This window comes from Aliikangiella coralliicola (assembly GCF_007004725.1).
GTDB classification, from domain to species: domain Bacteria; phylum Pseudomonadota; class Gammaproteobacteria; order Enterobacterales; family Kangiellaceae; genus Aliikangiella; species Aliikangiella coralliicola.
In genome coordinates this window covers 138639-165214 of the sequence record NZ_ML660166.1, presented here as the reverse complement: position 1 = coordinate 165214, position 26576 = coordinate 138639, and the positions used below count along the sequence as shown (strand labels likewise).

Genomic DNA, 26576 nt, shown 5'->3' with positions numbered 1-26576 from the left:
AATTTAATGTGATAGATTCGTGATATTTTTGTGACGGTATTGGGAATCTTGATTTGTACTCTGTGTTTAGATTTTTTAACAGAGGACAAGTTCATGAAAATACCGAAAATAATTTTGGCAGCCTCTCTGGCTGTCGCTCCTGTTTTAACCAACGCACAGCAACTCGATATTACCATTACTAACCTGACACAAGGGATTTATTTTACGCCTTTCATCGTTGCAGGACATGATGCTAATACGAGAATCTTTCAGGTTGGACAAGCCGCTTCTACCGAATTACAAGCCTTAGCCGAAGGTGGAGACATCAGCGGTGTATCTGCAATGTTAACGGGCGCCGGTGCAGTTGTTTCGGAGAACCCGGCAGGTGGATTATTAGCGCCGGCGGGTAGCACTTCGTTAACCATCGATACTGGAACACAGGAATATTTATCATTAAGTTCTATGCTCTTGCCAACGAACGACGCTTTCGCGGGAATTGACAGTTGGAAGATTCCATCTACGCCCGGTGTTTACTGGATTAATGTGAACGCATACGACGCTGGTACTGAAGCTAACGATGAAATTGTTAACGGCGGCGGCATGCCAGGCGTTCCTGGAATTCCCGCAGCACCAGGAATGGATGCCGGCACTAACGCAACTGGCGTTACCACCACCGAAACAAATCAGACCGTCCACATTCACCGCGGAAACCTTGGCGATGATGATTTAACTGGTGGCAAAAGTGATGTTGATAATCGCGTTCATCGCTGGTTAAACCCGGTAATTAGAGTCAGAGTTGAAGTTCTTGACCAAACGCTCTAGGAGGCAACCAATGACTAAATTGATAATGCGTTGTTTGCTAGTGGCTGCTGTCGGGATTATTTCCGCTTGCTCTAGCGATAACAACAATAACCAAAATACAGGCACTGGTGGGGTTGTGACGCCACCGCCGATTCAGACGAAACTGTTTAATGTTGAATTTACCAATTTAACCAACGCACAACCTTTGTCACCTGTTGCATTGGTTTTACATACTGAAGGGCAATTATGGCAACTTAACCAGGCCTCTTCTGATGCTCTCGAGTTATTGGCTGAAGCAGGCGATAATTCGGCTATACTTGCAGAAGATTTTGTTCAGGATAGTGTTTCTGGCGAAGGTGTAGTGATGCCTGGCGTAACCAGAGCTTTAGCGATTGAAGCGCCGACTTCTGGAGATGCGTACCTGTCGCTGGCGACAATGCTGGTAAATACCAATGACGCTTTTACCGGTTTTACCAGAATGGATGTCAGTAATATGGCAACCAATGAGTCTGTGACATTGTCAATTGCAGCTTATGACTCTGGTACCGAAGCGAATAGTGAAGCGGCGGGAAGTATTCCTGGACCTGCCGATGGTGGAGAAGGCTATAACTCGGTTAGAGACGATGTGGATTTTGTTGCACGTCATCCCGGTGTGGTGACTGCCGATGACGGTTTAACCACCTCGGTGTTAAACGAATCACACCGTTTTGATAACCCGGTAATTAGAGTCACAGTGTTACGAATAAGGTAGGCAGTGTAACAATATCGATACTTGATAATCACCATAAGATAAATGATGTTTTATCAATTGAATTGAGAAACTAAAACCTGGGTCGGAGTTTTCCGGCCTGAGGGCTTTTATAATAACGAAGCTACAAATACCAAACCGCGAATTCGAAACGATTAATGTGAAGCTATGAATTTGAAACAAAGAGTTCTCATTGTTGAAGATGACCCAGATATTGCTGAGTTACTTAAGGTTAACCTGCAAGATATGTCATTGAGCTGCGAAATTTGCACGCGCGGGGATAAAGCCATTCCAATTATATTAGCCAATCAGTTCGCACTCATTATCTTAGACTTAATGTTGCCGGGCATGTCCGGCGTTGAAATTTGTCAGGAGATCCGTAAATCAAAGCCCGAGCAAGCCATTTTAATGTTAACGGCTAAAAGTTCGGAACTCGATCAAATTCTTGGGCTTGAAGTTGGCGCTGACGATTATATGACAAAGCCTTTTAGCATTCCTGCATTGCAAGCCAGAGTTAAGGTCCAACTTAGGCGCTGCCAATTGTATCAAGAGTCGCTAGAGCAAGTGTCACGCCATGCTCAGCCGCAAAAGATAGTCATTGGAGACTTAAGTGTCGATCCTACCGAGCGCAGAGTAAACTTAAGGCATGTTAATATCGACCTGACAGCATTGGAGTTTGATCTACTCAAATTTTTCGCGACACGACCTGAGCAGGTATTTTCGAGAACTCAGCTATTGGACCAGGTATGGGGTTATGATCACGCTGGTTATGAACATACAGTAAACTCCAATATCAATCGACTTAGAAATAAACTTCAGGCGGTTGCTGGCTCTAAACAGATTATTCAAACGGTGTGGGGAGTCGGTTACCGCTTAAGCGCGACCAACTGCACGCTTTCACAAGAAGTCGAATGACAGATAATTAACAGCTTTATTCAATATTAAAAGTTGTTTTCCAGATAAAGAATTTTATTCGAAAGTGTTATCCTATTAAAAATAGTCGGTAAAATTCACACTATGACGATCTATCGAGATAGTTGGTCAATTGATAGTAATGCCCGACGATCAGTGCGATTTTAAATTGTCAATATTTTAAGAAAGCTGAGAATTGTCGATAATAGTAGCAGTAATGAATGATGAGAAGTGAAAGACAATGAAAGTATCTTTATATCAGAAGCTCGCGATTTCCCTGGTACTGGGGTTTGTGTTGATTGCCGGTACTTTTGTTGTGATTATGCAACGGCTAGAAGCGATTTCTCGTGATCAGGCCGAACAAGAATTGCACCAGGAACTGGCGGCTCATCTGGTTCATGATAATCCGTTGCTGGCTAACGGTGAGCATGATCAAAAAGCCTTGGAGAATTTATTTCACTCGATGATGATCCTGGGGCCGAATTTTGAATTCTATGTGCTGGATCTCGATGGAAATATTTTGACCTATTCGGCAAAGCCCGGCGAAGTAATCAGAGACAAAGTTGAACTAGAACCCATTCAGATGTGGTTGGACGGTAGAATGAGTATGCCGGTTTATGCCGCGGATCCTCGAAGCGATCAAGCCAAAATTTTTTCAGCCGCACCCATTGTTAAGGATGGAAAAACACGCGGCTATCTTTACGTCATTGTCGGCGGCCAGATTTACGATAGTATTTTTAGTGGGATAAAAAACAACGAGCAAATTCAGTTGGTCGGGATTATGGCCATTGCTTCGGTGTTATTTTTAATTACCATTATTTTATTTAGTTTCCAGTTTTTTGTCAGCCCATTAAAACGCTTAACTTGCCAGGTTAAGACGCTAAAGTCCGATGGGTTTAATAAAAAAATTACGCCGATTTACAATGAGAACAGCGGGCTAGAAGTTGCTGAATTATCGTCGGCGTTTAATGAACTTATTTCACAGGTTAATAATCAGTTTGAGTTGTTGTCGAAAGTGGATACCGAGAGAAGGGAGCTATTGGCCCACTTGTCCCATGATTTAAGAACGCCGCTTGCTTCATTGCAAGGCTTTCTGGAAACCATCCAGTTAAAGTATCCGAACAGTTCAGAATCTGAAATTCAGTCTTACGTGAAAAGATGTTTAAAAAGCGCTCGCTCATTGAAAGGGTTTGTCGATCAAATATTTGAATTGGCTCACCTGGAATCTGGCCATGTGACTGTTAATTTCGAAACTTTTCCGGTGGCGGATCTTTTGTATGATCTGGTGGATAAATTTTCAATTGCAGCGCAGCAGAAGGGCATAGAACTGGCGGTAGAGTTGGACAGCGAAAATGTGCAGGTTATTACTGATATCGCCAAACTGGAAAGGGTGTTGAGTAACCTGATTGAAAATGCCATCAGGCACACACCAAAAAATGGCCAAATCTACTTGAGTGCCGTGCAGGATAATTCCAGTCAACAGGCGGTCATTGCGGTAAGAGACAACGGTACCGGAATTAAGCAAGATGAACTACCCTATTTATTTGACGCCCGCTATCGCGGAAAACACGCGATTGACGACGGTAGCCGACATATAGGGTTAGGTTTGACCATTACCAAGAAGTTAATCAATATTCTGGGAAGTGAAATTAAGGCAGATAATAATCCCGACGGTGGTGCGAAATTTAAATTTAATTTGCCGCTGCCTGTTTAATGAGCACTAAAAATGAGGTTAAAATTCGCATTTTTGCGAGGGTTTGTCTAAGATTTAGCCTGTTTTGAGAAAAAAATGCATTTTACGAAATTTTCTTAAAAAAATGCTTGTAATTTTTCTGAAAACCCGCATAATGCGCTCCGCATCGGGTCGTTAGCTCAGCCGGTAGAGCAGTTGACTTTTAATCAATTGGTCGGGCGTTCGAATCGCCCACGACCCACCATATATCAAAGCCTCCAGAAATGGGGGCTTTTTTGTTTGTCTAAGAAAATAAATTTGTCTAAAGTTTTTCACTTTCTTTTGCTTTTATAGTTAGCGGCACAATTGTCTTTTCTCGAAACGAATAAACCTGCTCTGGATGCTCTCTGAAGCGATTATCATTTGAAGAATGAGCCAAGTCGTATGACTGGCTATTTGGGTTTGATGAGTCTGTTCACTAAGTCTTACTTCACCATCTTTAATGGAACATGGCATTTTCCCTGCCAAATTGAATAAATCATGATGTATTCTTTTCGGAATATACGTAGCTTTACCTTGCAGGTGTCACCGATGGATGGTTACCTGCTCTCTCTTTGTAGCGGGTCTGGTCAACTGCTTCGACTGAGCCTGGAAACAAGACTGGTATTCGTTACCGCGATGATTTGCCCAGCCTCGCTTCGGCAAAATACCGTGTGTTACAAGTAGATATGAAGAATGCGACTACGAATTAACGATAGTTAAAGCCGGAATAATGGACAATGTCTCACACAAATTTACGTATTTTCCTATCTACCAAGACTGTTCATTTCCTATATTATCTCCTCTGTTCGAATGTATTTTCGGGGGCAGGTAGAGTTGCGGTTCTTTTTTACTCCATTATGTGAAAATTTTATATTGATTAGAGCTGAAGTCTACGATTAGGCTTTCTGCCTGAACGACACATCGAACAAAATAACTAATTAAGATTAAATAAAGTTACTAGGGAAGAATTAATGAAGTACTTATTGTCTATTTTACTACTTTCGGTTTCATCATCATTGTTTGCAGCCGATATTGTAGATGCTTGTATTAATTGCTCGGAAGCAGAAGCAAGACACACCGCGTTGAGAGGTATGGAAGAATTTTACTATTCTTCACCACAGCCAACTAACCCTCGTCGCGGAAAACCGGCCCCCAAAATATTTAAAACACTCCACATTTTTACCAATACCGGGTCAGAGTATGGTTATTCTTATGTCGCTCGTATCGTGAATGGCGGTGCGGTGTTAGTTAAAGCATATGATTCCGCGCCTACTAAGGGAAAAAACATATTCAAAGCAATGCACGAGTATCGTGTTGCGTACCATAAAATGATCGCGGATGCACAGTCGGCGATGGATTATCGATTTATGCAGGCTGTTGGCAAGTCGCACACTAAAATAACGCCTTTGGATGCAATGAAAGGTGACGATGAAGCTGGTGGTTGTTCCGAGAGCGACCCAAACTCTTCTCCATTTGATTATTTTACTGGAAATACGCGATTAGACACTAATGCAGCAATGCGCCTGGAACTTAAAAACTATAGCCCAGATGTTGAAATCAAATTGCAAAGTATAAATCTTTCACTTGGCGGCTCGATTGGTAAAGATGGTGTTTCGGTGAATGGTAGTGTCGGCGGTACTCTGTCAATTCGAGACGGGGCAGGGCACTTACGTCTCAGGTATACAAATAGGGGTCAACTGGTTTTCGATATTAGAAGAAACACAGATAACACTTTTTATCCGACTCTCAATCTGAATGCGAGTACTCTTGGAAATGGCCTTAATCGTAATGATAACCATGATTACGGTCAGGGACCAGGAATGGACCAGTTTGTGAGCCGAGATTCTGGAGGAAACTTTAAGCTTCGAAATGGCTCTTATACATTTGAAAACAACTGTATTGAAAAAGATTGGGAAGAACTAGCTAAGGATTTAGGTTATGAATTGGTTGATCAAACAGGTCTGTCCGGTGGGCCGTTTAGTGCGCATTGTACACCAAACGGTGGGACAACTTCTACTACTTATCGCTGGGATGAGTTTGTTCAAACTTCTCGAATTGTTGGTGATAAAATGATTATTACTGGTAGATGGATTGAGCGTTCTGCGACTGTGTCTAGAGGAAATCCCTGCTCATAGAGCGACTTAGATGTCGTTATCGGCCTCTAATCTTTCTTGATTATTTCAAATTACCAATCGGCTTCAATGTCTTCGGTGAATCAGCAAGCATCGAAAGTCGACATGAAAAAAGCCATCACTAATCAGAAATGGTTTTTTTTTGTTTGTGGGTAACGATGAGTTTGTCTAAGGTGTGTCGCTTGCCAATTACAGGCATTTTATTATTTCTCTTCAAGTTTGCCTTGTTCACATCGAAATAATCAGGAATATCGTGTTGGTAGCCCTATTCTTATCGATTTATAATCGACGACTAATATTCGTATTTCAAAACAATTATTGATGGAACTATTAATGAAAAAATTAATCTACATCTTAATGATGCTTCCCATGACAGCTATCGCAGCTTCAGAACCTTCTCCGATGAGTAAGATTAAAAGGGTAATTACATACGCGGATTATGGTGGTGGTGACGTCCAGGTCGTGTTAGAAACTAATGGAACTACTTGTAAAGATGGTTATTTCTTCAATAAAGCAGACCCAAATTTTGATGGGATGCTTTCGATGTTACTTTCTGCTTATCATGCCAAGACTCGTATAATATTAGACGGGCACACGGATCAGAAGTGGGCTGGCTCCTCAGGTTATTATTGCAAACTTTATAGTATTCGATACGGTTTCTAGTAAAAGTGCTCCGCATAGGGCCGGAGCACCAACGATAAATCTTCTAATTCCAAATTTGACAGTTAAGAGCTGATGGTTTTTTTTCATCTGGCTCTTGAATAATGTCAGTTCTAGTATTCACTAAAAACAACTGGTACGATTATTCGGCCCGTTACTTAGAAACGAATCAATGAACGAATCTCCAGTAATTAATACGCCAGTTGGAAAATTACAGCTTTTTATTGAGTCTGATCGACTGGTTAAAATCCAACTTGATAGCCAGGCAAAACTCTGTCAGCCTCAGACTAAAGCCGGTCGATTAGCTCATTCGCAATTGGATGCTTATTTTCAGTCGGCAAAGAATCAGTTTGACTTGCCTGTTCAAGGTCAGGGCACTGAGTTTCAAAAGCGTGTTTGGGCTGCGTTGAGGAATATTCCCATGGGCGAAGTTAAAACCTACGGAGAACTAGCGGCTCAACTGGACACTAGCGCGAGAGCTGTAGGCAATGCATGCCGCAGAAACCCTATTCCAATTGTTGTGCCTTGCCATCGAATTGTTTCTCAAGCTGGCCTGGGTGGTTTCGCTGGCGAAACTGGTGGACGCCTTACTGCGATTAAGCGTTCTCTCTTAGCTCACGAAGGCATTACAATTAAGCAAAACAAGAATCAGGATTAAACGACGCTTGAGCCAATCTCCGAACGATATTTCTGTACAAGATCAAGAACAAATTGCCTCGTTCGCTGATTCTCTTTGGATGCATGACGGGCTGAGCCAACATACACTGGACAGTTACAGAACTGATCTGACTCTATTTGCCCGGTGGTTAAAAGAACAAAACCTGAATTTGTTGGAAGTTAATGGGGAAGCGCTGCAAGACTATTTTTCCTTTCGTTATGATAAGAAATACTCTTCCCGGTCAACCGCTAGACTACTATCTTGTTTGAGGCGATTTTATGGTTATTTACTTGAACAAAATCTGATGACGACAGATCCCACTGCGAAAATTGCAGCCCCTAAATTAGGCAAACCATTACCTCACACATTATCAGAAAGCGACGTTGAAAAGTTGTTGGCTGCACCGGATCAAGAGGATGAGCTGGGCATTCGAGACTTGGCAATGCTCGAATTAATGTACGCAAGTGGGCTAAGGGTTTCAGAATTAATCAATCTGGAGTTTTCGCAGCTATCGTTAGTTCAGGGCGTTTTGAGAGTTGTTGGTAAAGGCAGCAAGGAAAGACTGGTTCCATTTGGCGAAGCCGCAATGGCCGCGATTGAAAATTACTTAAAGAAATCAAGAAGCCTGTTATTGGGCAGCAAAGTTTGTGACTCACTTTTTCTTTCTAAACGGGGTCAAAAAATGACTCGTCAGACATTCTGGTACAGAATTAAGCATCATGCACAACAGGCCGGTATTACTAAGCATTTATCACCTCATACTCTCAGACACGCTTTTGCGACCCATTTATTAGCTCACGGTGCCGATCTACGAACGCTTCAGCTGTTATTGGGGCATAGCGATTTGTCCACTACGCAAATCTATACCCATATTGCCAAAGAGCGCCTTAAAACTATTCACGGACAACATCACCCTCGCGGTTAAATCTCAGGGATTAATTATCTTAATTTGAGTTATTGTTTTTTCTTTAAAATTAAGGGCTTATCTGGCTATTAAAACCGCTTGTCGTGGCAGTCACAAAATTGCTATAGTGTTTTCCGAAAATTTGCCGATAATAGGGGCGGATAACCGTTTTTTGTGAGGTTAATACGATATAACGGTTAAATATTGCGTTAATCTATCTAACTAAACTTAGCAATGTTAGTGTGGTCATAACTACTAATGGACGGGTCATACGGCCTGTTGTTTTTGCGGAAGAATACTTTATGTCAATTAAACAAAAGCTCACCGTTTCAGGTGTTGTTATATTTTCAGCCTTAATCTTAGGCTATGGTGTTTCGTCAAGAGAAGCGCTGGATACCCAAGTATCACAGGAACCTGGCTCGATTAAGTCAGCGCAAACTGAGAGTCGCCCGGCCTCTTTAACTGCGACACCCACTTCCGCAGATGGCAAAATTTTAGAGGAGATAAAAATCTCCCTCGAAAAGAAATTACCAGGGATTGAAATTATTGCCGTTGAACCAAGCCCGTTAGAAGGATTTTACCAAGCTTTCTATGGCGATGAATTACTTTATGTAACTGCTGACGGAAGATTCCTTTTTACCGGTAATTTGTTAGAGCTGGCCAAAGAGCGTCCCATCAATCATAGTCAAGTTGCGATTATGGCCATGGATAAAAAGAGAGCACCTGCTCGGGCTGAAGCAATCGCTCAGGTTAGTGAATCTGACATGGTTGTGTTCAAGGCTGAAGAAGAAAAGTACGTGGTTACTGTATTCACCGATGTTGATTGTGCTTATTGCCGAAAGCTTCACCGTGAGATTCCACAGTTAAATTCCGGTGGGGTAACCGTCAGATATATGGCCTATCCACGGGCAGGTATTGGCTCTGACGCGTATCGTAAACTTGTATCTGTCTGGTGTGCTGATGATAAAACGGCTGCTATGGATGATGCTAAGTTAAAAAGAAAGTTTGGGCAAAAGTCATGTAAAAACCCGATTGCTGATCAATTTAAAATGACTCGTTCATTAAGCTTATCCGGCACGCCTGCTATTATCTTATCAACTGGAGAAATTGTTGGTGGATATTTGCCGGCAGCGCAGTTAATCAACGTTTTGTCTGAGAAATTAGCCGATTCGCCTGATAGTTCAAAAAATACTGGACAGTCAGGACGTTAAAGCTAGTAAGACCTTAGGGAATCAAAAGCGCGACAACATTACGCCTTTCATAATTTAAAACTTGAAAGGTGTGACACGCTTGTCGCGTCGCCATCACTTCAATTGCAACACCGCGCTTATTCATTTTTTCTATTTCTTTTGCTGGCACTAATTGGTGTTTTTCGCCGCAACCCACTAATAAAATTTCAGTACCGTCAGGTAAAAGAGAGGCGATATCTTCGAAATCAAGGTCAGTAAATGAGTTTGCTTTATCATACTCAGTGACTGAGTTTGTTGTGATAAGAACCGGCTGAGAATAGATATTGCCGGAGATATTAATTTCGCCGGGTTGATAACTCTTGATTGTCGTGGCACTGCCATCAGATTCTTTTTGCAGCAACATAAGCGCTTATCATCTTTATTTCTCAATGTTTTAGATTATATCCTCTGCCAATTTAAAGCGCATCTTAATCTTCCTGACCGGTAATTAACCTTATTCAAACTTCGGGTTAAATATCTCAAGTTAAGGTTAATTATGGCGCCAAAAACCAAACAAAAAATTCTATTAGACTAAAGTCTAACGCAAATAGCGTGGCCAACGGCAACGCTATTTCATAGAATCGATGGAATAACCAAAATTGAATTAACATGGGACCAAACAATGTCACAAACCTATCCTGTCAACGCCGAGTTTAGCGAGAAGGCTTATCTCAATGAATCTCAATATTTTGAAATGTATCAACGCTCAATTAACGATAATGAGGCCTTTTGGGCAGAGCAGGGTAAAAGAGTTGATTGGATTAAACCCTTCACACAAGTAAAGGATGTTTCTTATGCTCGTGACGATCTCCATATTAAATGGTATTACGACGGCACACTCAATGTTGCGGCAAATTGTATCGATCGTCATTTGGCGGACAAGGCTGACCAGACCGCGATTATCTGGGAAGGGGATGATCCATCGATTTCAAAAAACATCACCTACCAAGAACTTTATGATGAAGTTTGCCGCTTTTCCAATGTACTTAAAAAACTAGGCGTTGAAAAAGGTGACAGAGTGACCCTTTATATGCCGATGATCCCTGAAGCCGCTTATGCGATGCTGGCATGCGCGCGCATTGGCGCGGTTCACTCAGTGGTTTTTGGCGGGTTTAGTGCGGATGCGTTGGCGGGGCGGATTACTGATTGTGAAAGTAAATTGGTGATCACTGCTGACTACAGTTTACGTGGTGGCAAGAAAATTCCGTTAAAACAAAATGTCGATGCAGCATCTGAGAAAGAAGGCGTTAAAGACTACCTTGAATCGGTACTTGTGATCCGCAATAGTGGCGACGAAGTTGATTGGAATTCAACTCAGGATTACTGGTATCACGAGTTGGCTAAAGATGTTTCTGCTGACTGCCCGGCAGAAGAAATGAACGCCGAAGATCCCTTATTTATTCTTTACACCTCCGGTTCGACCGGTCAGCCGAAGGGCGTGCTTCATACCAGCGGCGGTTACCTGGTTTATGCTTCCTTAACTCACCAATACGTTTTCGATTACCATCCTGGCGACATTTATTGGTGCACCGCCGATGTCGGCTGGATCACCGGGCATAGTTATATTGTTTATGGACCATTAGCTAATGGTGCCACCACTTTGATGTTTGAAGGTGTTCCTAACTACCCTGATAGTAGCCGCTTTTGGCAGGTTTGTGATAAACACAAAGTGAATACCTGCTACACTGCGCCGACAGCTATCAGAGCGTTAATGCGAGAAGGAAATGAACTGGTTAAGTCGACCTCTCGCCAGTCACTCACATTGCTAGGAAGTGTTGGAGAGCCAATTAACCCGGAAGCCTGGCAATGGTATTATGATGTTGTCGGTGAGCAGCGCTGCCCAATTGTAGATACCTGGTGGCAAACTGAAACTGGCGGAATTCTAATTTCTCCGTTGCCGGGCGCGACGCCACTAAAACCAGGCTCTGCCTCTCGACCACTCTTTGGTATTCAACCAGCGCTGGTTGACGGTGAAGGTAACGAATTAGAAGGCGCTGTGGACGGTAACTTGATTATGAGAGATAGTTGGCCGGGTCAGATGAGAACTGTGTACGGAGATCATCAACGATTTATCGACACCTATTTTAGCACTTTTGAAGGCAGTTATTTTACCGGTGACGGCGCGCGGCGAGACGAGGATAATTATTATTGGATTACTGGCCGGGTTGATGATGTATTGAATATCTCTGGTCATCGAATGGGAACCGCCGAAATTGAAAGTGCATTAGTTGCCCACCACCTGGTCGCGGAGGCGGCTGTTGTTGGATATCCTCATGACATTAAGGGTCAAGGGATTTATACTTTCGTTACTTTGAACGCTGGCGTCGAGAGCTCTGAAGCACTCGAAAAAGAACTTGTACAATGGGTGAGAAAAGAAATAGGCCCAATTGCAACGCCGGATATTATCCAGTTTGCGCCGGGGTTACCGAAAACTCGCTCTGGTAAAATTATGCGACGAATTTTGCGTAAAATTGCCGAAAACGAATTTAGCAATCTGGGCGATATTTCTACATTGGCCGAACCAGCCGTTGTAGATGATTTGATAAACAACCGAAAAAGTCAGGAATAACTATTAGCCAATTGTCTGTTAACAACCGATCAATACAAAAAATTATTATCGCGGACGATCATCCGTTATTTCGTAGCGCTTTGGCACAGGCGCTGAAATCAACGATGCCTGACGCGCAATTTTTTGAAGTGGCGAATGTTGCTGAGCTAGAAATCGTTTTAAACGGTAACGCTGACGCCGATTTGTTGTTAATGGATTTGCACATGCCCGACGCTAACGGCTTTGTCGGGCTTTCTCACGTAGTTAAAAATTATCCCCAGTTACCTGTCGTGATGATTTCTGCCAACGAAGAATTAAATGTTGCTCGGCAGGCTCAGCACTATGGCGCATTGGGTTTTATTCCTAAGTCAGCGTCAATTCCCGAAATGGCGCGCGCGATTGAGTTAGTGCTAGACGGGGAAATTTATTTTCCTGCGAATATCGATACAAGTGAGTTAATTGTTGAACCTGAACAAGAAGAGCTTATTCAAAAAATTGCCGAATTTACTCCGAAACAATTAGAAGTTTTCAATTTACTCGCGGACGGTTTGCTGAATAAACAGATTGCTTATGAACAGAAAGTTACTGAGGCAACGGTGAAAGCCCACGTTACGGCAATTATGCGCAAACTAGGTGTTAATAACCGTACTCAGATTGTGCTAATGGCGAGTAAGGTCAAGGTTGATGAAAACTTTGGAGTGGACAGGCCCGGTGAATGAAAAGGTAACTTTCAAAAACTATTTTTCATCTGACTCTAAAGGTTACAGCGAGTTTAGACCGGGTTATCCCGATGATTTATTCGAATATCTATCGTCTATTTCAAATGAAAGAAATCGTGCCTGGGATTGTGCTACGGGCTCCGGGCAGTCGGCAACAAAGTTGATTGATTATTTTTCTAACGTCTTGGCAACTGACGCGAGCGAAACGCAAATAAACAATGCTGTTATTCGAAAAGGTATTCATTATGAAGTTGCGTTGGCAGAAAACTCTTCCAATGACAATCAGTCAGTTGATTTAATTACTGTTGCTCAGGCACTTCACTGGTTTGATCTTGACGCATTTATCACTGAAGTTGATCGTGTCCTTAAATATGATGGAGTATTAGCGGTTTGGACTTATAATTTATTATCAATTAATCAAGATATCGATGAATTAGTTAACGACTTGTATTCCGATATTCTTGATGAGTTTTGGCCGCCTGAACGAAAAATGGTTGAGTCTGGCTATAAAAATATCACCTTTCCCTTCGAAGAAGTTTCCCCACCGAGTTTTGCAATGCGAGAAAATTGGAATCTTACTCAATTAATCGGTTATTTAAATACCTGGTCTGCGGTCAAGGCCTATGAACGAGAAAAAAAATATAACCCTGTTAATTTGATTGTTAATGAGCTTTGTGAAGTTTGGGGCGCAGCAGAAAGTTCTCGTCAGATTACCTGGCCGTTAAGTGTCAAACTATGGCGTAAAAAAGCTTAGCTGGTGGGAGCTGAGCTAATTAATCAGAATTCGATTAAAGGCTCGATTCCAGGTCTAATATTCCCCTTGATTTTGGTAAGCCACTACTCGATGGCGCAGTACTAGTTTGCTAAGCCAGTAACGCCGAAAACAAAGTTTAACAATGCCTGCGATAAACACTGATTGAGATGAAAGCTGAGGGATTGATAAACTTGGTGACAATTCAGCTAATTTTTGTTTAGTATCTGAGCTGAGTATCCATGTAAAACTCATTTAGCACTTCTTTATAAAAAAGGATAAACATACCCTGAAATCTAAAATCGAAAATAAAAAGGACTCATTGGGTGAAGCGACGTAAATTTATTAAAAACTGTCTATTAACAGGCGGGGCGGTTTCCTTAGGCGGGGCATTAACCTGGCATCATTTTTTTGACGGCCCTGTTTTCAACGCTTGCAAAATTGAAACGCTGCCGGAGAATTTGCAACAACATGAACTCATGGGCCAAGCACTTAAAGGCCTGAATATGGGACAGTTGTGGGACTGTCATTTTCATCTGGTTGGAACCGGTGCAAACCTCGCCGTTGATGGTAAGAAAAGTAATATCTGGTTAAGCCCAAATATGACGAGTTGGAAAACGCCGAAGCAGCGGGTTCAATATGGTTTCTATCTTGATGCCGCTTGCATTGATGACGCTGAGTTGGCTGACCGCCAGTATATCCAAAACGTCGCTAAAGTGATAAAAACGGCACCGGAAGGTGTCAAGTTTATGCTGCTGGCTTTCGATTACTATCACGACGACAAAGGCAACGCCAGAAAAGCCCAATCAACTTTTTATGTGCCCAACGAATACGCCGCAAGAATGGGTTCGTTTAATGATGGATTTGAGTGGATAGGTTCGGTGCATCCGTATCGAGAAGATGCTTTGGAGCAGCTCGAATGGTGCGCGCAACACGGTGCTAAAGCGATTAAATGGTTACCTCCCGCGATGAACATCGATCCGTCGCTATCCCGCTGTGAGCGTTATTATTCTAAGCTCATTGAGTTAGGACTACCTCTGTTAACTCATGCAGGTGAAGAGCAAGCTGTCCATAGTGACGAGTTGCAAAGGTTATCGAACCCGCTATTGTTAAGACGGCCGTTAGAACAAGGCGTTAAAGTCATCGTTGCCCATTGTGCTTCACTAGGGCAGAGCGAAGATATTGAGTCTCAAGGACGTTCGCTAGTATCTAACTTTGATCTTTTTGCTCGTTTGATGGACTATCCGCAATATGAAAATAATTTGTTGGCAGATATTTCGGCAATTAATTTGTTCAATCGAGACGTTAATGAAATCAAGCAACTGATAACCAATCAACATTGGCATGAGAGATTGTTGTACGCATCAGACTATCCACTTCCTGGTGTGATGCCAATTATTTCTGCGACAAATTTAGCATCCCATCAATTGTTAGATGAATCTCAAGTGATGTTTTTAAATCAGGTCAGAGAGCACAATGTGTGGCTATTTGATTTTCTGTTGAAGCGATTGATGCAGGTTGGAGAAAATCGGTTTTTAGATAGTGTATTTAATACCAGGCGACATTTTATTAATGAATAATTTATCTGTAGCGCAAAGCTTTCGGCGATAGTGATGATGACATCCTTGAATTTATTTTTACCTGATTTCGCGACCTATCAAATCGAAGACCTTGGAATAATTGAGGAAGAACAACAGACTATTTCTATGCAGCCGCTTGCTCAGGATTGGCAAGCTTATTTTTGCCAGACAGTTGGGTATCAAAAAAACGATTTACCCTGGACTCAATTATTACTTGCACAATTTAATATTGAACGAGCAGTACAAACGGCTTGTTGCTGTGAACCCGTCATGGTGCAACTTACTCACCGGGGGGCTTATATGATAGGCCAAAGCCAATTGCAACTCAGTGCGAACGATGCCATTCGAATTGTCTCACGAATTAATGAGCAGCTTATGGAGGAGGGGGAAAGGCTCTATCTGGTCGGTAAAAATCACTGGTTATATACCACCGATAGAATGCTGGAACTGATATCTGAGCCAGTTAAAGATTTGATCGGTAAAGATTTGTTTAATTATGCTTATGGCGGCAAAGATGCCCAGTATTGGCAGCGCTTGAATAATGAAATTCAGATGTTGATTAAGCAAATGGTAGATTACAAGGAGCTGCCGGAAGCTTCTCCTGAGACCATGATGAATATTCACTTTCACGACCCGGTTAACCTTGCAGATATGCAGGAAATTCCCTTTATCAACAATAAGGATGTGACAGTTGTCACTGATAATGAGGTGATTGAATCTTTTTGCATGAATACTTTTCTAACTCACAAAACAACCGGGGAATTAGCAGACCTTGCCGCTGAAAATAATGTTATTATTGCGTTTGATAGTGAGCGAGAGAGCTATCCTGCGTTGCTCAAATATTGGCTTGATTCTCTTGCGGTTAAGTCGCTGGAGAGTGCGAGGATTATTTGTCAGGACAGTATTTTCAGCTTTAATAAAAGGAAAAACTGGTTGAGTCGGTTATTGCGGCTATAGCGTTAGTCATGCTAAAAAGAGTGCCTGTTAATCGATTCAAAAGTTAAACTTTCTGAATAATAAATGTGCCAATGATCATTCGAAAAATTCACCGCCGGGAAAAAAATGTTGTGCCGGTTGGTCTTGAAAAGTTTCCTTCAAAAATACAACAAATCTATGCATCACGAGGCGTTAATTCTCTTAGCGATCTGGAATACGGGCTCGGGCAGCTATTACCTCCATCCGGTTTAAAAAATATTCAGTTTGCCACGCAGGAAATTTTTAAAGCGATAGAGCGTCAGGATAAAATATTGATTGTCGGTGATTTCGACGCCGATGGCGCGACCAGTACCGCGATTATGTTGAGAAGTTTGCGCGCAATGGGCGCGAAAAAAGTCGACTTTCTGGTCCCCGACCGGTTTAAGTTTGGCTATGGTTTGTCGGTAAAGCTGGTTGAGTATGCCGCGACATTAGAGCCGGATCTGATAATTACTGTTGATAACGGCATTGCGAATATCGAAGGCGTCGAAAAAGCTAACTTGCTAAATATTCCAGTGATAATTACCGATCACCACTTGGCGGCGGAGAGACTTCCTGAGGCATTGGCCATTGTGAATCCAAATCAACCCGACTGTGAATTTTCAAGTAAGCACCTTGCCGGTGTTGGTGTTGCTTTCTATTTAATGCTGTCGCTAAGAGCGTACATGAGAACTAATGGATGGTTTGCCAAGCAGAATATCGATGAACCGAATTTAGCTGAGTTATTGGATATTGTTGCTTTGGGTACTGTGGCAGATGTCGTTGTGTTGGATAAAAATAATCGCATTTTGGTTGAACAAGGCCTGAAGAGAATTCGCAGTGGTTTAGCATGCCCAGGGATAAAAGCGATTTTAAAAGTCGCTAATCGGGATGAAACAAAATGTCAGGCATCGGATCTTGGGTTTGCCATCGGGCCCAGAATTAACGCCGCGGGCAGATTGGATGATATGAGTGTTGGAATAGATTGTTTGCTTGCTGAGAGTCATGAACAAGCGCTCTCTATTGCCAATCGACTCGATCATTTTAATCGTTCCAGAAAAAATATTGAGCAAGAAATGCTATCTCAGGCGAACCTCGATATTAATGAATTTCTTAAACAAAATATTGTTAAAGATGAAATTGAGAAAAGACCGACGGCAATGTGTCTGTTTGATCCACAATGGCATCAAGGAGTGATTGGTATTTTGGCTTCTCGTGTGAAGGACAAAATCAATCGGCCGGTTATTGTGTTTGCGAAGGACAGTCATTCTGAACTTGATGAATCTGAACTTGATAGTTCTGGGTCTAAAATACTAAAACCTGACATGCCAAAAACGGAAATACCAAAAACGGAAATACCAGAGCAACCAGTTATCAAAGGCTCTGCCAGATCAGTGAAGGGCGTTCATATTCGAGACGTATTGGCATTATTAGATAGCCAACACCCGAGTCTAATCGAGAAATTTGGTGGCCATGCAATGGCCGCGGGATTATCGATTAAAGAAGGCGATTTTCAACAGTTTGCGGCATTATTTCATGACGCCGTCGAACAACACCTTGCGGGCGAGCTAATAAAAGATGAAATTATTACTGACTCTGGGCTAGAGGGTGATGAACTTTGTTTGAGCTTTGCCCGAGAGTTACGCGTTGCAGGCCCTTGGGGACAAGGTTTTCCTGAACCGCTTTTTGATGATGAGTTTGTTGTTGTGAGCAGTCGCATTGTTGGGGAAGATCACTTAAAGCTTGTAGTAGCAAAAGGCAGTGTGGAAGTTGATGGTATTTTTTTCAGATGCCCACAAGAGTATCGAGCACAATCGGGTGACAAAGTACGTTTAGTTTATCGGCTTGATATTAATGAATTTCGAGGTAATCAGACGGTACAACTAATGATTGAACAATTGGAAATAATAAATTAGCACTTTCCAACTAGTGTTGAAGTATTTTAGAGATATTATGGTGTACAAAGTTTTTTTCTTTTTTTAAGTTTGTGTTTTTGTTTTCATGTTCAAGCGATCAGTATTGAAGAATTTGCTCGAAATTCAGATATTACCCAGTTAGAAATATCGCCCGATGGTTGAACTTATTTGTCTTCATCAGGGAACTGCATTACCGGCTCTCCTGCGATCGCATGATTTTCATTTGCCCACTCACCCAAATCGATTAGTTGGCACCGCTTTGAACAGAACGGGCGATAATCAGAGCAATCTTTCCATCTCTGGCTTTTTTTACAGGTTGGGCAGGCGATGATTAAATCTTTTGTCATAATCTTTAGTTCACGGTAGATTGAGAATTTAATCTGAGCTCGATGTGAGGGCTCAAATTAATGTCATTTTATGTTGGTTCAGCGCTATTTGGAGTTGATGTTAATTATCTGATATCAGTGTAGCGATAGCAAAATATTTAGAATTTTTTTCTTCATAAAATCACTATCGCCGTCTATACTTGCTGCCAAATAATTCGATAGTCTTTTACAGGAGCAACCAATGACAACCGCAACTGCACGACATATTTTAGTGTCAAGTGAAGATAAATGTAACGCTTTGAAAGCGCAAATTGCAGAAGGCGCAGATTTTGCTGAATTAGCCAAAGAACATTCAACTTGCCCATCAGGAAAAAGTGGTGGCGATTTAGGTTCTTTTGGACCGGGTATGATGGTGGCCGAGTTTGATCAAGTCTGTTTTAACGAAGCCGTCGGCGAAGTTCATGGACCAGTTAAAACACAGTTCGGATATCATTTAGTTGAAGTGACCAGCCGTAGTTAGGTCATTTAGAACTAATTAAAGTGCAAAAAAGGGAGCTTAGCTCCCTTTTTTAGTCTTTCACTACCAACAAAACTTCGTTGGCAGTTTTAGTCTTTGACTTAAGCTTGTGGTCCTGCTGACTTTATCGCGTCAGATACATCAAACTTTGCAAAGTTTTCCTGGAATAACTTTGCAACAGCCTTAGCTTCTGCGTCATAAGCATCTTTATCAGCCCAAGTTTGTTTTGGCTGAAGTAATTCACTGTCAACACCTTCAACAGCAACCGGCACGTCAAGGTTAAGTTCGTTGAGATGAATTGTCTCAGCGTTAGCTAAAGCGCCTGATTGAATAGCAGAAATGACTGCGCGAGTTGTCGGAATGCTAAAACGTTTGCCGCCGTTTGCGTATGAGCCGCCAGTCCAGCCAGTATTAACCAAATATACTTTTGCATTGTTAGCTTCGATACGCTTCATTAATAATTCTGCGTAAACGCCCGCTGGTCGTGGGAAGAAAGGCGCGCCGAAGCAAGTTGAGAAGGTTGATTCAATGGCTGCAGTTGAGCCAATTTCAGTCGAGCCAACTTTGGCGGTATAACCACTTAAGAAGTGATACGCAGCTGCTTCTTTGGTAAGAATTGAAACGGGTGGTAATACACCGGTTAAGTCGCAAGTTAAGAAAATAACTGCGTTTGGTTCTCCAGCGCGATTTTCATCAACTCTCAGTTCAATGTGCTCTCTAGGATAACCTGCACGCCCATTTTGGCTAAGTGAAACATCGCTGTAATCAGGCGTTCCTTCATTATTTAACACGACATTTTCAATAATGGTTCCACGTTGAATCGCATTCCAGATAACCGGCTCATTTTTTTCTGACAGGTCAATGGTCTTCGCGTAGCAACCGCCTTCAATATTGAATACGGTGCCAACGCCCCAGCCGTGCTCGTCGTCACCAATCAAGTAACGAGAAGGATCGGCAGAAAGAGTCGTTTTCCCAGTTCCAGATAAGCCGAAAAACAAAGCAACATCGCCTTTGCCGTCGGTATTAGCGGCACAGTGCATTGGTAGTACATCTTGTGCCGGCAACAGGAAGTTTTGTACAGAGAACATGGCTTTTTTCATTTCACCAGCGTAACGCATTCCAGCAAGTAGCACTTTTCTTTGATCGAAGTTGATGATAACAACGCCGTCACTGTTGGTTCCGTCTCTCTCTGGGTCGCACTTAAAATTGGCGCAATTGAGGATTTGCCATTCTTCTTTTGAAGCAGGGTTATAGCTTTCCGGACGAACAAAAAGATTTCGTCCAAACAGGTTTTGCCAAGCGGTTTCAGTGCGAACGCTGACAGCCAGGTAGTGCTCTGGATCTGAGCCAACATGAAGTTCAGAGGTGAAGTAGGCATCTTTTTCATTAAGATAGTTTTCAACGCGATCCCAAAGAGCGTTGAATTTGCTTTCGTCGAAAGGACGGTTTACGTTGCCCCAATCAATATCAGCTTCAGTTGAAGCTTCTTTTACGATAAAACGGTCTTTAGGTGAACGTCCTGTTCTAAGCCCAGTTTCAACGCTTAACGCGCCGTTTGATGCAAGAATACCTTCTTTGCGCTCAAGCGCCATATCGATAAGCTGGTCGCTAGTTAAATTTAGGTGTTGTGTCGCCATTTTCTCCACCATAGACTCCATATGGGTTAATACCTTTCTCTAAGGAAAGTTTTTTCTGGGTAAAAAGTGGGCGGCATTTTAGCAAATAAAAAGCACGTAAACTACTTAAATATTGCGTTTTAACGGGACTTTAGCTGGGCCTTAAATAATTCGTAAAAGGCCAGCAAAGCACGCTTTTTTTCAGCAAGGGGTTAACTTTGAAAAGCCTGGATATCTCAAAAATGAGCCGGTTGAGATGACATTATTATTGCTAATCAGGATGTTAGAGCAGAATTTACATAAAACGACAGAATAAAATCGGCTATTTTGATGTCTGATGTCGTTGCTCATTTTGCCCATGACCACGATACTTGCTGAAATGGGCGACTAACCAACCACGAAAACCGCTGGGTTTTAATATTGATTCAGCTTTTGTTAGTGGCGTTAACCACAGCCGTAAACCATGAATGCGACACCATTTGTCCATCAATAGCAAATATTCCGGGTAAAATTCGGGGGACGTTGGAGCGGCTAAGAAGTTCGTTTAACAGCAAGCTCTGCTAGATCATATAAAGCTGTCAGGTATTCGTTTTCCGGCATTTGCTCTAATTGGCTTTTAGCCATTGCAACTTCTTGATGCGCTTTTTCAAGCGTATATTCTATAGCACCTGTCTCTTTGATGAGTTTTTGAATTTCTGTCAGGTGTTCCAGGCCGCCATTTTCAATGCAGCTCTTTATCAGAGTTCGGCTAGCGTTGTCTGGGCAATTGTCTCTGGCGTAAATGAGCGGCAATGTGGGTTTTCCTTCTGCAAGGTCGTCGCCAACATTTTTGCCGAGTTTTTCGCTATCAGCAACATAATCGAGCGCATCGTCCTGAAGCTGAAAAGCAAGCCCAAGGTGCAAGCCAAAACGGTGCATAGCGCCAGCCAGATCTTTCCGATCGCTAATAACAGCGCCCAGCTGACAAGCCGCAGCAAACAAAATAGCGGTTTTATTATTAATCACTTTAAAATAGCTAGCTTCAGTAGCATCAGGGTCATTACAATTCATTAGTTGAAGAACTTCACCTTCAGCAATTTGGTTGGTGGTGTTCGATAAAATTTCCATAACTTGCATATTATCGAGACCTACCATCATCTGAAACGAGCGTGAGTAAAGAAAATCACCGACTAGCACGCTTGCTGCGTTTCCGAATAGGGCATTGGCGGTATCTCTTCCACGGCGACGGTCACTTTCGTCGACAACATCATCGTGTAGCAGTGTTGCTGTGTGAATAAACTCAATGATAGCAGCGCTTATTTGGTGTTGATTGCCCTTGTAACCCAGGCAATTGGCGACCATTAGAACCAATAAAGGGCGCAGTCGTTTGCCACCTGCTGATACAATATAGTGGCCTAGCTGGTTGACCAGAACAACGTCAGATTGCAATTGTTCGAGGATGACCTGATTGGTTGCCTGGAAGTCATCTTTTATAAGCGCTGTAATGGATTTGATATCAGCCATGCGAATTTAGCCGTAAAGTCATCAGATTTCGTTTAATTTTAACAAGATAGCAGGCTAAATAGCCTTACTTTGGATTATAATGTTTAAGGCACGAATGCTATGGCTTGCGCGCGGCAGGGTCAAGAAAAAACTCAGATTGTTTGCCAACTTGTTCAAATGAGGTTAAAAATCGAGAAATTTCTTGTATTTAAGCTTGCGACAAGTAGGGGAATGTCTTAAAATGCGCGCCCTTAATTACAGGAATCCCTGAATCCTTGATTTAGGACTGAAAAGAATTTTAAGTTAAAACTAATTTTACTAGAAACTCAGTATGCTCCTGTAAGCATACTATAGAGACGGAGAGATGTCGCTATGTACGCGGTGATTCAAAGTGGTGGTAAACAACACCGAGTATCAGAAGGCCAGGTAGTTCGCCTTGAGAAAATTGACGCTGAGAAAGGCGCTTCAGTTGATTTCGATAAAATCCTTATGGTTGGCGAAGGTGCAGAATTGGCACTTGGTGCGCCGTATCTCGAAGGTGCTAAGGTCTCTGGTGAAGTTGTTGAGCACGGTCGTGGTAAGAAAATCAAGATCGTTAAGTTTAGACGTCGTAAGCACCATCGTAAGCAGATGGGCCATCGTCAATGGTTTACTGAAGTTAAGATTACTGGCATCAGCAAGTAATTTAAGTTTCATCTAATTCTGGAGAGATAAAATGGCTCATAAGAAAGCTGGTGGTAGTACTCGTAACGGTCGCGATTCCGAGAGTAAACGCTTAGGTGTTAAGCGATTTGGTGGTGAAAATGTTTCAGCTGGTAGCATTATTGTTCGTCAGCGCGGTACTCACTTCCATGCAGGTAGCAACGTCGGTATTGGCCGTGACCATACTTTATTCGCTAAAGCTGATGGCGAAGTTAAGTTTGAAGTAAAAGGTTTACGTAACCGCCGTACGGTAAGCATTATTGCCAACTAATAGCTTCTGCTATTGAGTGTAAGCCTACTGAGGTTTACGGCAAAAATGGGTTACAATAAAAAAGCTCCGCAATGTTCGGGGCTTTTTTTATATTTGTGATAAACAGACTCTAAATTTTTAACGTCGGACGAAAAGGTTCACCATGAAATTTGTTGATGAAGTTACAATTAAGGTAAAAGCCGGTAACGGCGGAAGCGGCCTGTGTAGTTTTCGACGTGAAAAATATATCCCAAAAGGCGGGCCGGACGGTGGTGACGGCGGTGATGGCGGCAGTGTTTATTTAGTTGCGGATAGTGAACTAAATACGCTAGTCGATTATCGTTACGTTCGATTTTATAACGCGGAAAATGGTGCTAAAGGTGGTGCTAAGAACTGTACTGGCGCTAAAGGAGACGACAAAATTCTGCCGGTTCCTGTCGGCACCAGAGTCGTTAATATTGAGACTAATGAGCTGATTGGCGATCTGGATAAAGCGGGTGAAAAGCTGCTGGTGGCAAAGGGAGGCTTCCATGGCCTTGGCAATACTCGCTTCAAAAGCAGTGTCAATCGTACGCCACGGCAAACCAGCCAGGGATCGCCTGGAGATATGCGTGAACTGAGACTTGAGCTCAATGTTCTCGCTGATATTGGATTGCTCGGATTACCGAATGCCGGTAAGTCAACATTTATACGCAGTGTATCTGCCGCTAAACCGAAAGTTGCGGATTATCCTTTTACCACATTAGTACCCAATCTCGGCGTGGTCGCGCCGGAGCCTCACCGAAGTTTTGTTATTGCGGATATTCCCGGGGTTATTGAAGGAGCGGCAGATGGGGCGGGACTCGGAATCCGCTTTCTAAAGCATCTCTCTCGGACACGCTTGTTGTTGCATCTTGTTGATTTAAAACCATTTGATGAATCAGACCCGCTCGAAAATATCAAATCAATTCATCAAGAATTAGTTCGTTATTCTGAAGAATACCGAAGTAATCTTGCTGAAAAGGAAGTTTGGCTGATTTTTAATAAATGTGATTTGTTGGATGAAGAAGAGTTAGAAGCTGCAAAAAATGATATTTTAGCTGAGCTTGACTGGAAAGCGCCTCACTATGTAATTTCCGGGCTTGAAGGACAAGGTACCAAGCAGCTTTGCTTCGATATCTTGGAACATATTGAAAGTCAAAATGGTTTGACAGAAGCTGAGTTAGAGAATGATGTTGAAGCCGATTCGGCTACCGATACGAATGATACAGATGAGTAAGTATAATAAAGTGGTTTAGGTCAGTTTTGGATTCTAGTTTTAGCTGATTTTAGAAAGTATTTAGTTTCAGGCAATAAAAAACCCATCATATAGATGGGTTTTTTATTCGGCATGGTATTAATCTTCTTGGATTAACCCAGTGCTTTAATCTGCGCGTTGAAACGGCTCTTATGACGAGCAGCCTTATTTGCGTGAATCAAGCCTTTACCTGCTGCAACGTCAAGTACAGACACTGCTTTTTGGTAAGCCGCTTGAGCAGCTTCTTTGTCACCAGATGCAATTGCAGCAACAACTTTCTTCATATATGTGCGCATCATCGAACGACGGCTAGCATTATGCTGGCGACGACCTTCAGCCTGACGTGCACGCTTCTTTGCGGATTTAATATTAGCCAAGGCTTTGCTCCTGAAAAATAGGCATAAGATTTAAGGTGCGGCAATATACCTGTTTTTAATGGGGATATCAAGGCAAAATACCAGAAAATCCACCGCTTTGGTATTATTATTCCAGCCCTTGCTAATACTGGGCTGTGACCGGTCTGGTCGATAGATATTCGGATTAATCGATTTATGCGGTTAATTACTATGGCTTCTGATGAGTATTTAACTCACTTTGCCTGAGAATTGGAAGCCAGTTTTGGTATTTACCCGTTTAACAGATCCAATGCCTGTTGATAGTCGATGACACTAAATCCGATACCCGGATTGGTTTCCACCACCTTATGATAAGGTTGGTAGTGAAAGCTGCAATCATCAATACAAATAAACTTTCCGTCAAATGCGTGGGTGGAAATATAGCTATCAATTTCATTTCCTCTTTGATGTAGCAAGGATATGGAATTAATGACCGGTGTTGCGCCGATAATTCTAGCGGGTATTAACCGAGCTCCCCGTAATTGAAACAACTCTATGAGCCAGTCAATGCCGGGGTGAATTTGCCGCCAGCTACTAGAAATGACTATCTGTGCGTTGGTGTCATCAAGTAACTCATCTAATAACGCGATTGGAGTGAGATCAAGCTCTCCTAAAAGGTAAGGGGGAGATTCTTGCAAAGCATCAGGATCGTATCCGGGAATAGAATAATATGAACGGGATATTTTCCATCCCATACTGTTAAGTACACCGTCAATATCAAGAAAGACCAGTCGTTTTTGGGTCATAATTGCTAATGGTTTTATTGCCTGGTTAGCTTTAGTTCGGTTGTTAGCTTTTGCTTTAAAGCTAATTGGTCAAACACAACTGAGCTACAGTAACCAGGTTAGACTCAGGGCCAGCAGAGTCTTAATCCTGATTACAGTATGACAACATGGTTAAGCCCAGTGCCAGTCGTCTTTGCGGCGAGAGATAATAGGTTGTGCTAACCCGGCAACTTTGTATCCGACAGTAATGACACGAGCATTGGTCACTTTGATAAAATCCGTCGTTTCCATTTTGATGAGCACATTGTGAGTACCGCCATTAAAAGTGACGGTATCCCGCTGAACTAGTTCTTTAGCAATAAACACGTCCATTCCATATAAGTTACCAAAAGGCGGCATTGCGCCGATTTCGCATTCAGGAAATCGGTCTCTAAACTGATATTCAGGAACAATATTTAAACCTGGCGAGCGTAGCACTCTGGCCAGAGAGCGTTGTAGTAAAATACAGTTTGCCGGGATAACGACCAGTGCTAATTTATTCTGATCGCCAACGACGACAACTTTGCTCAATGTATTGCCTTTAATATGCGTTTTTTGAGCCGTTTCTTGCGCGGTAAAACTCGTAGCGTGTGGAACTAATTCGTAATTGATTGACTGCGAATCGAGATATTCTGTGGGACTAGGTACATGCATAATGGCCTCCCTGATGTATCGCTGGTTTACTTTAATTAGCATAGCTCAGATCGTCCCTTATGACGCGTGGGCGGCGGGTTAATCGATTGTTGAGAATAACACGGTTTGAACCCTGTATTTTTAATTACCATTCATCATAGTAACAGGATTCATAAATTAACCCGAGTTCGGAAATAAACTACCATTTAAATTAATCTTTAATAGAAAAGTCATCTAAAACTCTGTTGGGTTTGCTGACATGTTCTAGGTTTATTCGTGAAAGATTCCAGCTTCTTGATTCCAGTTTTTTTCAAAATTATTATTCGTAATCGGCCCCTGACGTGAAGCTCTTTTTACAGCATAATAGTGTTATCAACACACCCTGATAATCTGCCGATTAATAAAGAGGA

General features: G+C 42.3%; 28 protein-coding genes and 1 tRNA gene. 20 read left to right on the top strand and 9 right to left on the bottom strand.

What is annotated here, in order from left to right:
- The first annotated feature begins 93 nt into the window (after nt 1-93).
- The 10 genes from FLL46_RS16195 (at nt 94) to FLL46_RS16150 (ending at nt 9719) form a co-directional block, all read left to right on the top strand.
- Complete coding sequence (locus FLL46_RS16195) at nt 94-801, top strand: spondin domain-containing protein (RefSeq protein ID WP_142932379.1); 708 nt, start codon at nt 94-96, stop codon at nt 799-801.
- 10 nt (nt 802-811) lie between these two features.
- Nucleotides 812-1531, top strand: a complete 720-nt coding sequence (locus tag FLL46_RS16190; RefSeq protein ID WP_142932378.1) for a spondin domain-containing protein — start codon at nt 812-814, stop codon at nt 1529-1531.
- A gap of 165 nt (nt 1532-1696) precedes the next feature.
- Nucleotides 1697-2443, top strand: a complete 747-nt coding sequence (locus FLL46_RS16185) for a response regulator transcription factor (protein WP_210418727.1) — start codon at nt 1697-1699, stop codon at nt 2441-2443.
- A 238-nt stretch (nt 2444-2681) separates the two neighbouring features.
- Entirely contained in the window at nt 2682-4154 is a 1473-nt protein-coding gene (locus FLL46_RS16180; protein WP_142932377.1) for a sensor histidine kinase, read from the top strand.
- 147 nt (nt 4155-4301) lie between these two features.
- Nucleotides 4302-4377 (top strand) — tRNA-Lys (locus FLL46_RS16175).
- A gap of 748 nt (nt 4378-5125) precedes the next feature.
- On the top strand, nt 5126-6289 hold the full coding sequence (locus tag FLL46_RS16170; protein ID WP_142932376.1) for a hypothetical protein: 1164 nt from the start codon (nt 5126-5128) through the stop codon (nt 6287-6289).
- Between the two features lie 330 nt (nt 6290-6619).
- Nucleotides 6620-6949 (top strand): hypothetical protein, encoded by a 330-nt coding sequence (locus tag FLL46_RS16165; protein ID WP_142932375.1) that lies wholly within the window; start codon nt 6620-6622, stop codon nt 6947-6949.
- Nucleotides 6950-7118: 169 nt separating this feature from the next.
- The gene (locus tag FLL46_RS16160) at nt 7119-7604 is read left to right on the top strand and encodes a methylated-DNA--[protein]-cysteine S-methyltransferase (RefSeq protein WP_142932374.1); all 486 of its coding nucleotides are present in this window, start codon (nt 7119-7121) and stop codon (nt 7602-7604) included.
- A 7-nt stretch (nt 7605-7611) separates the two neighbouring features.
- Entirely contained in the window at nt 7612-8529 is a 918-nt protein-coding gene (gene xerD / locus FLL46_RS16155; RefSeq protein ID WP_246119332.1) for a site-specific tyrosine recombinase XerD, read from the top strand.
- Between the two features lie 281 nt (nt 8530-8810).
- Nucleotides 8811-9719, top strand: coding sequence for a DsbC family protein (locus tag FLL46_RS16150; RefSeq protein ID WP_142932373.1), 909 nt, complete (start codon nt 8811-8813; stop codon nt 9717-9719).
- A gap of 13 nt (nt 9720-9732) precedes the next feature.
- Here the strand turns inward: FLL46_RS16150 and FLL46_RS16145 are convergent, their stop codons facing one another.
- Nucleotides 9733-10101: an Mth938-like domain-containing protein gene (locus tag FLL46_RS16145; RefSeq protein ID WP_142932372.1), complete on the bottom strand. Its 369-nt coding sequence runs from the start codon at nt 10099-10101 to the stop codon at nt 9733-9735.
- 258 nt (nt 10102-10359) lie between these two features.
- On the opposite strand from FLL46_RS16145, the gene acs reads away from it, so the two are divergent.
- The 3 genes from acs to FLL46_RS16130 are packed head-to-tail and all read left to right on the top strand — an operon-like array spanning nt 10360 to nt 13758.
- Complete coding sequence (gene acs / locus FLL46_RS16140; RefSeq protein WP_142932371.1) at nt 10360-12306, top strand: acetate--CoA ligase; 1947 nt, start codon at nt 10360-10362, stop codon at nt 12304-12306.
- 11 nt (nt 12307-12317) lie between these two features.
- Complete coding sequence (locus tag FLL46_RS16135; protein WP_246119331.1) at nt 12318-13004, top strand: response regulator transcription factor; 687 nt, start codon at nt 12318-12320, stop codon at nt 13002-13004.
- Nucleotides 12970-13758 carry a class I SAM-dependent methyltransferase gene (locus tag FLL46_RS16130; RefSeq protein ID WP_142932370.1) on the top strand — a complete coding sequence of 263 codons (789 nt, stop codon included), beginning with the start codon at nt 12970-12972 and terminating at the stop codon, nt 13756-13758. The genes FLL46_RS16135 and FLL46_RS16130 overlap by 35 nt, the downstream gene beginning before the upstream one ends.
- Nucleotides 13759-13812: 54 nt before the next feature.
- Here FLL46_RS16130 and FLL46_RS16125 read toward each other — a convergent pair whose 3' ends face one another.
- Nucleotides 13813-14010 (bottom strand): hypothetical protein, encoded by a 198-nt coding sequence (locus tag FLL46_RS16125; RefSeq protein ID WP_142932369.1) that lies wholly within the window; start codon nt 14008-14010, stop codon nt 13813-13815.
- 71 nt (nt 14011-14081) lie between these two features.
- Here FLL46_RS16125 and FLL46_RS16120 point away from each other — a divergent pair, with 71 nt between their 5' ends.
- From FLL46_RS16120 to FLL46_RS16110, 3 genes are all read left to right on the top strand, one after another.
- The gene (locus FLL46_RS16120; protein ID WP_142932368.1) at nt 14082-15335 is read left to right on the top strand and encodes an amidohydrolase family protein; all 1254 of its coding nucleotides are present in this window, start codon (nt 14082-14084) and stop codon (nt 15333-15335) included.
- Between the two features lie 33 nt (nt 15336-15368).
- Nucleotides 15369-16292: a hypothetical protein gene (locus tag FLL46_RS16115; RefSeq protein ID WP_142932367.1), complete on the top strand. Its 924-nt coding sequence runs from the start codon at nt 15369-15371 to the stop codon at nt 16290-16292.
- A gap of 71 nt (nt 16293-16363) precedes the next feature.
- Entirely contained in the window at nt 16364-18205 is a 1842-nt protein-coding gene (locus FLL46_RS16110) for a DHH family phosphoesterase (RefSeq protein ID WP_168204196.1), read from the top strand.
- A gap of 164 nt (nt 18206-18369) precedes the next feature.
- On the opposite strand, the gene yacG is transcribed toward FLL46_RS16110, so the two are convergent.
- On the bottom strand, nt 18370-18552 hold the full coding sequence (gene yacG / locus FLL46_RS16105; RefSeq protein ID WP_142932365.1) for a DNA gyrase inhibitor YacG: 183 nt from the start codon (nt 18550-18552) through the stop codon (nt 18370-18372).
- 220 nt (nt 18553-18772) lie between these two features.
- Between yacG and FLL46_RS16100 the strand changes: the two genes are divergently transcribed.
- A complete protein-coding gene (locus tag FLL46_RS16100; protein WP_142932364.1) occupies nt 18773-19051 on the top strand; it encodes a peptidylprolyl isomerase in 279 nt (92 codons plus the stop codon).
- A 98-nt stretch (nt 19052-19149) separates the two neighbouring features.
- On the opposite strand, the gene FLL46_RS16095 is transcribed toward FLL46_RS16100, so the two are convergent.
- The 3 genes from FLL46_RS16095 to FLL46_RS16090 all read right to left on the bottom strand — a co-directional run bounded on the left by FLL46_RS16095 (nt 19150) and on the right by FLL46_RS16090 (nt 22167).
- Nucleotides 19150-20706: a phosphoenolpyruvate carboxykinase gene (locus FLL46_RS16095; protein ID WP_142932363.1), complete on the bottom strand. Its 1557-nt coding sequence runs from the start codon at nt 20704-20706 to the stop codon at nt 19150-19152.
- Nucleotides 20707-20986: 280 nt separating this feature from the next.
- Nucleotides 20987-21151: a hypothetical protein gene (locus FLL46_RS27020; protein WP_168204195.1), complete on the bottom strand. Its 165-nt coding sequence runs from the start codon at nt 21149-21151 to the stop codon at nt 20987-20989.
- A 44-nt stretch (nt 21152-21195) separates the two neighbouring features.
- Entirely contained in the window at nt 21196-22167 is a 972-nt protein-coding gene (locus FLL46_RS16090; protein WP_142932362.1) for a polyprenyl synthetase family protein, read from the bottom strand.
- Between the two features lie 351 nt (nt 22168-22518).
- Here FLL46_RS16090 and rplU point away from each other — a divergent pair, with 351 nt between their 5' ends.
- The 3 genes from rplU to cgtA all read left to right on the top strand — a co-directional run bounded on the left by rplU (nt 22519) and on the right by cgtA (nt 24356).
- A complete protein-coding gene (gene rplU / locus FLL46_RS16085; RefSeq protein ID WP_142932361.1) occupies nt 22519-22830 on the top strand; it encodes a 50S ribosomal protein L21 in 312 nt (103 codons plus the stop codon).
- Nucleotides 22831-22861: 31 nt separating this feature from the next.
- Nucleotides 22862-23119, top strand: a complete 258-nt coding sequence (gene rpmA / locus FLL46_RS16080) for a 50S ribosomal protein L27 (protein WP_142932360.1) — start codon at nt 22862-22864, stop codon at nt 23117-23119.
- A 142-nt stretch (nt 23120-23261) separates the two neighbouring features.
- Nucleotides 23262-24356, top strand: coding sequence for an Obg family GTPase CgtA (gene cgtA / locus FLL46_RS16075; RefSeq protein WP_142932359.1), 1095 nt, complete (start codon nt 23262-23264; stop codon nt 24354-24356).
- A 131-nt stretch (nt 24357-24487) separates the two neighbouring features.
- Here cgtA and rpsT read toward each other — a convergent pair whose 3' ends face one another.
- From rpsT to FLL46_RS16060, 3 genes are all read right to left on the bottom strand, one after another.
- Nucleotides 24488-24751, bottom strand: coding sequence for a 30S ribosomal protein S20 (rpsT, locus tag FLL46_RS16070; protein ID WP_142932358.1), 264 nt, complete (start codon nt 24749-24751; stop codon nt 24488-24490).
- A 248-nt stretch (nt 24752-24999) separates the two neighbouring features.
- On the bottom strand, nt 25000-25515 hold the full coding sequence (locus FLL46_RS16065; protein ID WP_142932357.1) for an HAD domain-containing protein: 516 nt from the start codon (nt 25513-25515) through the stop codon (nt 25000-25002).
- Nucleotides 25516-25665: 150 nt separating this feature from the next.
- Nucleotides 25666-26187 carry an aminoacyl-tRNA deacylase gene (locus tag FLL46_RS16060; protein ID WP_168204194.1) on the bottom strand — a complete coding sequence of 174 codons (522 nt, stop codon included), beginning with the start codon at nt 26185-26187 and terminating at the stop codon, nt 25666-25668.
- Nucleotides 26188-26576 lie beyond the last annotated feature (389 nt).

Coding starts and splice junctions, on each gene's coding strand:
- rpmA (WP_142932360.1), top strand. CDS start 22,862: ATGGCTCATAAGAAAGCTGGTGGTAGTACTCGTAACGGTCGCGATTCC.
- FLL46_RS16125 (WP_142932369.1), bottom strand. CDS start 14,010: ATGAGTTTTACATGGATACTCAGCTCAGATACTAAACAAAAATTAGCT.
- FLL46_RS16185 (WP_210418727.1), top strand. CDS start 1,697: ATGAATTTGAAACAAAGAGTTCTCATTGTTGAAGATGACCCAGATATT.
- FLL46_RS16170 (WP_142932376.1), top strand. CDS start 5,126: ATGAAGTACTTATTGTCTATTTTACTACTTTCGGTTTCATCATCATTG.
- FLL46_RS16130 (WP_142932370.1), top strand. CDS start 12,970: ATGAAAACTTTGGAGTGGACAGGCCCGGTGAATGAAAAGGTAACTTTC.
- yacG (WP_142932365.1), bottom strand. CDS start 18,552: ATGACAAAAGATTTAATCATCGCCTGCCCAACCTGTAAAAAAAGCCAG.
- FLL46_RS16150 (WP_142932373.1), top strand. CDS start 8,811: ATGTCAATTAAACAAAAGCTCACCGTTTCAGGTGTTGTTATATTTTCA.
- FLL46_RS16110 (WP_168204196.1), top strand. CDS start 16,364: ATGATCATTCGAAAAATTCACCGCCGGGAAAAAAATGTTGTGCCGGTT.
- FLL46_RS16145 (WP_142932372.1), bottom strand. CDS start 10,101: ATGTTGCTGCAAAAAGAATCTGATGGCAGTGCCACGACAATCAAGAGT.
- FLL46_RS16065 (WP_142932357.1), bottom strand. CDS start 25,515: ATGACCCAAAAACGACTGGTCTTTCTTGATATTGACGGTGTACTTAAC.
- FLL46_RS16090 (WP_142932362.1), bottom strand. CDS start 22,167: ATGGCTGATATCAAATCCATTACAGCGCTTATAAAAGATGACTTCCAG.
- FLL46_RS16060 (WP_168204194.1), bottom strand. CDS start 26,187: ATGCATGTACCTAGTCCCACAGAATATCTCGATTCGCAGTCAATCAAT.
- FLL46_RS16100 (WP_142932364.1), top strand. CDS start 18,773: ATGACAACCGCAACTGCACGACATATTTTAGTGTCAAGTGAAGATAAA.
- FLL46_RS16180 (WP_142932377.1), top strand. CDS start 2,682: ATGAAAGTATCTTTATATCAGAAGCTCGCGATTTCCCTGGTACTGGGG.
- FLL46_RS27020 (WP_168204195.1), bottom strand. CDS start 21,151: ATGGACAAATGGTGTCGCATTCATGGTTTACGGCTGTGGTTAACGCCA.
- acs (WP_142932371.1), top strand. CDS start 10,360: ATGTCACAAACCTATCCTGTCAACGCCGAGTTTAGCGAGAAGGCTTAT.
- FLL46_RS16195 (WP_142932379.1), top strand. CDS start 94: ATGAAAATACCGAAAATAATTTTGGCAGCCTCTCTGGCTGTCGCTCCT.
- FLL46_RS16190 (WP_142932378.1), top strand. CDS start 812: ATGACTAAATTGATAATGCGTTGTTTGCTAGTGGCTGCTGTCGGGATT.
- cgtA (WP_142932359.1), top strand. CDS start 23,262: ATGAAATTTGTTGATGAAGTTACAATTAAGGTAAAAGCCGGTAACGGC.
- FLL46_RS16115 (WP_142932367.1), top strand. CDS start 15,369: ATGATGACATCCTTGAATTTATTTTTACCTGATTTCGCGACCTATCAA.
- rplU (WP_142932361.1), top strand. CDS start 22,519: ATGTACGCGGTGATTCAAAGTGGTGGTAAACAACACCGAGTATCAGAA.
- FLL46_RS16165 (WP_142932375.1), top strand. CDS start 6,620: ATGAAAAAATTAATCTACATCTTAATGATGCTTCCCATGACAGCTATC.
- FLL46_RS16095 (WP_142932363.1), bottom strand. CDS start 20,706: ATGGAGTCTATGGTGGAGAAAATGGCGACACAACACCTAAATTTAACT.
- FLL46_RS16160 (WP_142932374.1), top strand. CDS start 7,119: ATGAACGAATCTCCAGTAATTAATACGCCAGTTGGAAAATTACAGCTT.